Here is a 6,539-nt window from a genome sequence, read left to right on the forward strand (position 1 = left end):
AATAAGGAAATCTCTGTGCCTGATCTAAATCCTGAAGCGATGGAATTTTTTCTGAACCGTCGTTCGCGTCCTGCAAAGACCTTGCAAGCGCCTGTGCCAACGAAAGAAGAGTTACTGCCAATCCTGACCGCTGCCGGACGAACACCGGATCATGGCAAGCTGGAGCCGTGGCGCTTTATCGTCCTGCAAGGGGCTGCGATGGATCGTTTGGCAGAGCTTGCGCGCGCGCGCGGTGTGGCGCTTGGGTTTGATGAAGAGAAAATCACAAAAGGCGCCGCACAATTTGTGACCGGTGAGTTGGCTGTTGTTGTCGTTGAGGCGCAGAAGCCCTCCGAAAAGGTCCCCGCGATTGAGCAGACCTATTCCGCAGGAGCTGTTTGCCTCGCGCTTTTAAATGCGGCCTTGGCGAGCGGGTGGGGTGCGAATTGGCTTTCTGGCTGGCCCTCGCATGATCGTGGGTTTGTTGAAACCGGTTTGGACTTAGGATCTGACGAACGTATCGCGGGCATTATTCATATTGGAACAGAAAAGATGGCCCCGCCCGAGCGCCCGCGCCCTAATCTTGAGACGCTAACGATGTGGGTTGAGGCATGATCTTTTCCTCGTTCTTCAAAGCTGTCGGTCAAATGGGAGATCCGCGATTTCGCCGTGTCTTGTTCTTGGGTGTGATCCTAACAATCGCCTTGCTTGCCGGTTTCTATGCGCTTTTCTTGACGCTGATGAATGAAGCGGTTGATGGCAGTTTAGTGCTACCTGTCATCGGCGAAGTCACGTGGATCGGCGATCTGCTAGGCTGGGGATCGCTGTTCTTGATGCTTTTCTTATCTATCTTTTTGATGGTGCCTGTGGCCTCTGCCATTACATCGTTGTTTCTGGATGAAGTCGCATCTGCGGTTGAAGCAAAGCACTACCCCACTTTGCCACCTGTCACGCCGACACCGTTCTATGAATCCTTACGAGACACGCTGAATTTTCTTGGGATTCTGATTGGGGCCAATCTTGTAGCATTCTTGATCTATGCGATCCTGCCGTTTGCCGCGATTTTCATTTTCTGGGGGCTTAATGGCTTTTTACTGGGGCGAGAGTATTTTCAGATTGCCGCGATGCGTCGCCTTGGGCGTGCGGGTGCAAAGCAAGTGCGCAAAGAGAATTTTGGCTTAATCTGGCTCGCGGGATGCTTGATGGCACTGCCGCTGACAGTGCCACTCTTGAACTTGTTTATTCCGATCCTAGGTGCAGCGACCTTTACCCATCTGTTTCACGAGATTGAGAAGCGCCGCCCATCCGGTCAAACCAATCCAGATCGCGCACGCTGATTTTGCCTGAAATGATGGTGCCTGCTATGATGCACCACAAAACGACGCTGATTGCGGTAGTGATCCAAGCCTTTTTCTTGAGGCTGTGATTTTCGGGCGATCCAGCGTGCGTCCCGGGAACGACGTTGCCAACGTCGCCTTGGGTTTGGAGACGGATCGGGATCACGATCAAGAAGGTCATGAACCAGATGACTGCGAACAGGACGAGTGCTGATGTAACCCCCATTATACTTGCTCCAACTCGGTCAGCACACCGTTCATATCTTTGGGGTGCAAGAATATAACAGGTTTGCCATGGGCGCCTATCTTAGGTTCGCCATTTCCAAGAACGCGCAAACCAGATGCAACAAGACTATCGCGCGCGCCGATGATGTCATCGACTTCGTAGCACACATGATGAATGCCGCCGCTGGGATTCTTTTCGAGAAAGCCGTTGATCGGGCTGTGTTCACCCAGTGGATAAAGCAGTTCGATCTTCGTGTTTGGCAGTTCGATGAACACGACCGTTACGCCATGATCCGGTTCATCCTGCGGTGCTCCGACTTTGGCACGAAGCGCGCCTTTATATTGGTTCGATGCGGCCTCTAGATCAGGGACGGCAATGGCTACGTGATTCAATCGTCCAATCATGGGACTTCTCCGGTTCAACTTTGTTTCCCTGTATATGAAGCGCCAAAGGGGCGTGGGCAAGCGACGCAAAGCCGCGGGGGTCTTAATGGGTTGTTAGGGCTGTTGCCCTAGCGTGAGGGGCAGTCGCTTTAGTTTCGAGGGAATCATGAATAAACTGGAATATACATCGCTAACTCCGACGCCGACAGCGTTACGCCCATTGTTGGGGCTTACCATACTGGTCCTTGAAGACAGCCGTTATGCCTGTAACGCGATGCGCTTACTGTGCCTACGCAGTGGTGCGCGCATTCGCCGTGCTGATTGCTTGCGCTCAGCGCGACGTCGTTTGCAGGTCTATCGACCAAGTGTCGTCATTATTGATCTTGGATTGCCCGATGGGTCTGGAGCCGAGCTTATTCATTAACGTGCAAATGCTGACCCGCGTATTCCTGCGATTTTAGGAAATAGCGGGGATGACATGAATGAAGCCGTATCGATTGCCGCTGACGCGGATGGTTTTCTCAGCAAGCCGCTTGCGGCACTGGCTGAATTTCAAACCTCGATCTTGTAAGCCATTCCTGAAGAAATGTGGCCATCAGGCTTGCGCACGATCACTTATGAAATCGTGGATCCTGATCCATTGGCATATCGCGATGATATGGCACATGCTTCTGAAATGTTATCGGGTTTCTCTGATTTGAAAACGCTCCAATATGTAGCGCATTTTCTTCAGGGCGTGGAAGGCAACACGGACAATAGCCATCACTCACGGCTTGCCGGATCGGTGCGCGAACGCACGACCGCTGAGGAAAGCGTTATCTAAAGCGATGGATCTCCAGCCACGCTTACCAGGCCCGTTAGATCGCCAAGACGCTCGGGCTGCTGGCCCTCAGCGTTGAAATTCGCGGGATCCAGCCAGATGCGATACGCTTTTTTCAAGGTGGGCCATTCTGAATCGATCATCGTAAACCAAGCGGTACCGCGATTGCACCACTTCACAACCAAAGCTTGGCGGAAGACCCCTTTATAACTAAAGCCCAAACGTTGTGCTGCCTGACGAGACGGGCGGTTCAACGCGTTGCATTTCCATTCAAACCGACGATATCCTGCCTCAAACGCCCATTTCATGGTCAGATAGATAGCCTCTGTGGATACTGGGCTGCACTGCATGCCAGTGAAAAAGTTAATATTACCAACTTCGATTGAGCCAGCCGCGGGTGCGATCAGCAAATAGATCAACACACCCAAATAGGCCTGCTTTGCGATATCATAGATAACGAAAAACAGACTGCTTTCATCGGACCTCACTTCTTTCACCCAACGATGATATTGCGCGGCCGAATGAAACGGACCTGCGGCTAGGTAGTCGTAAAGATGGTCTTGCCCTTCAAATGCGTTGAACAGAAGTGATGCGTGCTTTTCAGCATTCAGCGGCTCCAAACGGCGATAGCACCCTTCAAGTGTCATAGGCTTTGGCGCAGGTGAGGTGGTCTAATTAGAAACAAGCGCTCCGACAGGTCTATCAGTCATATTCAAATCCCTTTGAGGGCAAGAGTGCCTCGTAAAATCTGCAAGGTGAAGGCGAATGTTGCAATCCCGGCACGGCATTGTGAGTGCCCAAGCATTGGTCTGTGAGCATTTGCCAGCTATGTTACGATCAGCAAAGGAGTGCCCAAATGGCCAATCGCTGGAAGAATGTACTGAACGACGCAGATGTAACGGATCATTCGGTGTTTATTAATCGACGTCAGATTATGGCGGGTGTGGCAGGTCTTGGGCTTGCAACTACGATTGGCGGGCCACGCGCAGCTCTTGCGCAAGAGGCGTTGGAGCCGAACAGCTTTGAAGACATCTCTCGCTACAACAACTTTTATGAATTCGGCACGGGCAAAGACGATCCTGCGCGAAATGCAGGCAGCCTGACGGCAACCCCTTGGACTGTCACGATTGATGGTCTGGTCGATAAGCCTGGCGAGTACGATTTCGCGGACATCATGGCGAAGATGACGATTGAAGAGCGGATTTATCGTTTCCGCTGTGTGGAAGCGTGGTCGATGGTCGTGCCGTGGAACGGATTTGAGTTGAAAGACATGCTCGATCTTGCAGGTGTGCAGTCCTCTGCGAAATATGTAGCGTTTGAGACGTTGTATCGTCCTGAGGAAATGCCGGGCCAGAAAACCGGCGTCTTGCAGTGGCCTTATGTAGAAGGTCTGCGTCTTGACGAGGCGATGCACCCGCTAACGATAATGGCGACGGGCATTTATGGCAAAGATATTCCAAATCAGAACGGCGCGCCCTTGCGTTTGGTCGTGCCTTGGAAATATGGCTTCAAGTCGATCAAATCCGTAGTAAAGATCACCTTGACGGATAAAGAGCCACCCACAAGCTGGAACATTGCGAACGCACGCGAATACGGTTTCTTTTCGAACGTGAACCCTGAAGTGGATCACAAGCGTTGGTCCCAAGCGACAGAGCGCAAGATCGGCGGCGGTTTGTTTGCCAAGCGAGTGCCGACCTTGATGCTCAACGGATATGAGGAAGAAGTTGCGAGTCTTTATGCCGGAATGGATATGACGAAGAATTTCTAGTCTTGTTCGGCTTAGATGGATTTGAAATTGTCGCGGCATGAAAGCGATTCCATATTACCCCGACTTTTACAGTGATGCGTTCATTCTTGATCCGCTGCCTCATTACGCGGATATGCGTTTAGCTGGTCCCGTCGTTTGGCTTGAACAGAATAACGCCTACGCTGTCGCACGCGATGCGGAGGTCAAAGATGTGTTGCGGCGCGCGGATGTTTTCGTGTCCGGCAAAGGCTTGTCGTTAAATGACGATGTGAATGTGATGCTTGTGGGATCGACGCTGAATTCAGATGGTGATCTGCATCACAAACGTCGTTCGATCACTGCGCGTCCCATCATGCCCAAGAACATCGAACCGCTTCGAGCACACATTGAAAGCATTGCGCAGAATCTAGCAGTAACGCTTTCTGAAAAGAAGCACTTTGATGCGGTGACAGAGTTCGCGCAGGTTTTGCCGCTCGCAGTAGTGGTAGATCTTGTTGGATTGGGCGATGCTGGCGAGGGCAGTATGCTTAAATGGGCATCGGCCACCTTCAATTTGTTTGAGGGGCATAACGCGCGCAGCAAGGCGGCCTTCGTCGATCTGGTTGGATTGCAGAGATTCCTTTCAGAGCATGGCAAGCTGGAACGCCTGAAAGACGGTGGGTTGGCGAAACGCCTTTTCGAAGTAGCGGCTGAAGAGGGACTATCCGAAAGCGAAGCTGCTCAGCAAATGCGTGACTACATTAACCCCTCGCTTGATACGACAATTTCGGTGGCGGGGTTTGCGGCCTACTACTTTGCCAAGTACCCAGAGCAATGGCAACTCTTGCGTGAAGACCCGTCTTTGGTGGCAAACGCGGTTGAGGAGATTGTCCGTATGACAACACCCATCCGCGCGTTCTCTCGTTATGTGGCGCAAGATACGACAATCAGCGGCGTTGATATTGAACAGGGATCGCGGGTTATCGCTATTTATGCCTCCGCCAATCGCGATGATGCTGTTTGGGAAAACCCTAATACCTTCGATGTGCGCCGGGCGGTACGCAAACACATCGGTTTTGGACATGGCGTGCACACATGTATGGGCCTGCATCTGGCGCGTCTGGAGCTTGTTAGTTTGATCACTGCGATGCTGCCACGGGTTCAGTGCTGGCATTTGGATGGCGCGCCTACAATTGCCATGAACAACACGATTCGCGCCTTCGCGCATCTTCCCGTAAGGATTGAAACGGAATGATCACGGATGCAGTTAATCAAACAGCGCGCCGCGTCTCGAATTGGCTTGTCTATATGCTGGGCATTTTGCCCGCTGGTTGGTTTCTGTATCTGGGTTTGACGGGTGGGTTGGGCGCAGAGCCTATCAAATCGCTTGAACATGAGCTGGGCGAGTTTGCGCTAAAACTGTTGATCGCCGGACTTTGCATCACACCGCTGCGCAAACACTTGGGTGTGAACCTAATCAAGTTCCGTCGTGCTATTGGTGTGTTGGCCTTTACCTATGTGTTTTTGCACTTGTTGGTTTGGTTGGTGCTAGATGTGCAGATCGTTAGTCAGATCTGGGCCGATATCTTGAAGCGTCCCTATATAACTGTGGGAATGGTCGGATTCGTACTGTTGATTCCTCTGGCGGTTACCTCGAATAACTTAAGTGTCCGAAACTTGGGTGTGCGGTGGCGAAAGCTTCATAAACTTACATATGGAATCGCTTTCCTTGGTGCGTTGCACTTTGTGATGGTGGCAAAAGGTATCCAGATAGAGCCAATCCTCTATATGCTTGTCGTTCTTGGATTGCTTGCTTTGAGGGTTTCGAAGAAATCGCCGCCTTTTCAGCGATGATTCATTGTCGAGTCGGTGGATAACTCAGGCTTTATCCACATTGGACCAAAAACGACCCAAGGAAAGCCAATGTTTACGTAATCATATTGCTAAGAACGCGTTTCAAACTGCTGTTTTCGTTCGTAAAAGAAGAGAAATGGAAAAAAGTGAATTTAGCTAAAAAAACCTCTTGCGGCTCTCGGTTGATAACACTAGAACCCGTTTCAGCAGCGAC

The 6,539-nt window shown here is 51.4% G+C and carries 8 protein-coding genes and 1 pseudogene; 6 read left to right on the top strand and 3 right to left on the bottom strand.

The genetic code is table 11. The features are described 5' to 3' along the window. Positions 1 to 15 precede the first annotated feature (15 nt). Together QZ280_RS03850 and QZ280_RS03855 are read left to right on the top strand one after the other, a co-directional pair. The gene (locus tag QZ280_RS03850; protein ID WP_293441227.1) at positions 16 to 594 is read left to right on the top strand and encodes a nitroreductase; all 579 of its coding nucleotides are present in this window, start codon (positions 16 to 18) and stop codon (positions 592 to 594) included. Then, positions 591 to 1,316, top strand: a complete 726-nt coding sequence (locus QZ280_RS03855; protein WP_293441228.1) for an EI24 domain-containing protein — start codon at positions 591 to 593, stop codon at positions 1,314 to 1,316. Before QZ280_RS03850 ends, QZ280_RS03855 begins: the two co-directional genes overlap by 4 nt. On the opposite strand, the gene QZ280_RS03860 is transcribed toward QZ280_RS03855, so the two are convergent. Continuing rightward, complete coding sequence (locus QZ280_RS03860) at positions 1,246 to 1,542, bottom strand: DUF1467 family protein (protein WP_293441229.1); 297 nt, start codon at positions 1,540 to 1,542, stop codon at positions 1,246 to 1,248. The two genes, QZ280_RS03855 and QZ280_RS03860, sit on opposite strands and share 71 nt — an antisense overlap. Next, positions 1,542 to 1,946, bottom strand: a complete 405-nt coding sequence (gene mce, locus QZ280_RS03865) for a methylmalonyl-CoA epimerase (RefSeq protein WP_293441230.1) — start codon at positions 1,944 to 1,946, stop codon at positions 1,542 to 1,544. Before mce ends, QZ280_RS03860 begins: the two co-directional genes overlap by 1 nt. Before the next feature lie 145 nt (positions 1,947 to 2,091). Between mce and QZ280_RS03870 the strand changes: the two are divergent. After that, positions 2,092 to 2,748, top strand: a pseudogene (locus QZ280_RS03870) (response regulator). On the opposite strand, the gene QZ280_RS03875 reads toward QZ280_RS03870, so the two are convergent. After that, positions 2,745 to 3,392 (bottom strand): GNAT family protein, encoded by a 648-nt coding sequence (locus QZ280_RS03875; RefSeq protein WP_365734168.1) that lies wholly within the window; start codon positions 3,390 to 3,392, stop codon positions 2,745 to 2,747. The pseudogene QZ280_RS03870 and the gene QZ280_RS03875 overlap by 4 nt on opposite strands. A gap of 209 nt (positions 3,393 to 3,601) precedes the next feature. On the opposite strand from QZ280_RS03875, the gene msrP reads away from it, so the two are divergent. Genes msrP through msrQ form a run of 3 tightly spaced genes read left to right on the top strand, consistent with a single transcriptional unit; the run spans position 3,602 to position 6,325 of the window. Then, positions 3,602 to 4,513: a protein-methionine-sulfoxide reductase catalytic subunit MsrP gene (gene msrP / locus QZ280_RS03880; RefSeq protein WP_293441231.1), complete on the top strand. Its 912-nt coding sequence runs from the start codon at positions 3,602 to 3,604 to the stop codon at positions 4,511 to 4,513. 37 nt (positions 4,514 to 4,550) lie between these two features. Further along, positions 4,551 to 5,726, top strand: a complete 1,176-nt coding sequence (locus QZ280_RS03885; RefSeq protein WP_293441232.1) for a cytochrome P450 — start codon at positions 4,551 to 4,553, stop codon at positions 5,724 to 5,726. After that, complete coding sequence (msrQ, locus tag QZ280_RS03890; protein ID WP_293441233.1) at positions 5,723 to 6,325, top strand: protein-methionine-sulfoxide reductase heme-binding subunit MsrQ; 603 nt, start codon at positions 5,723 to 5,725, stop codon at positions 6,323 to 6,325. The genes QZ280_RS03885 and msrQ overlap by 4 nt, the downstream gene beginning before the upstream one ends. The last annotated feature ends 214 nt before the right edge of the window (positions 6,326 to 6,539 follow it).

Source organism: Planktotalea sp. (genome assembly GCF_018607995.1).
Classification (GTDB): domain Bacteria; phylum Pseudomonadota; class Alphaproteobacteria; order Rhodobacterales; family Rhodobacteraceae; genus Planktotalea.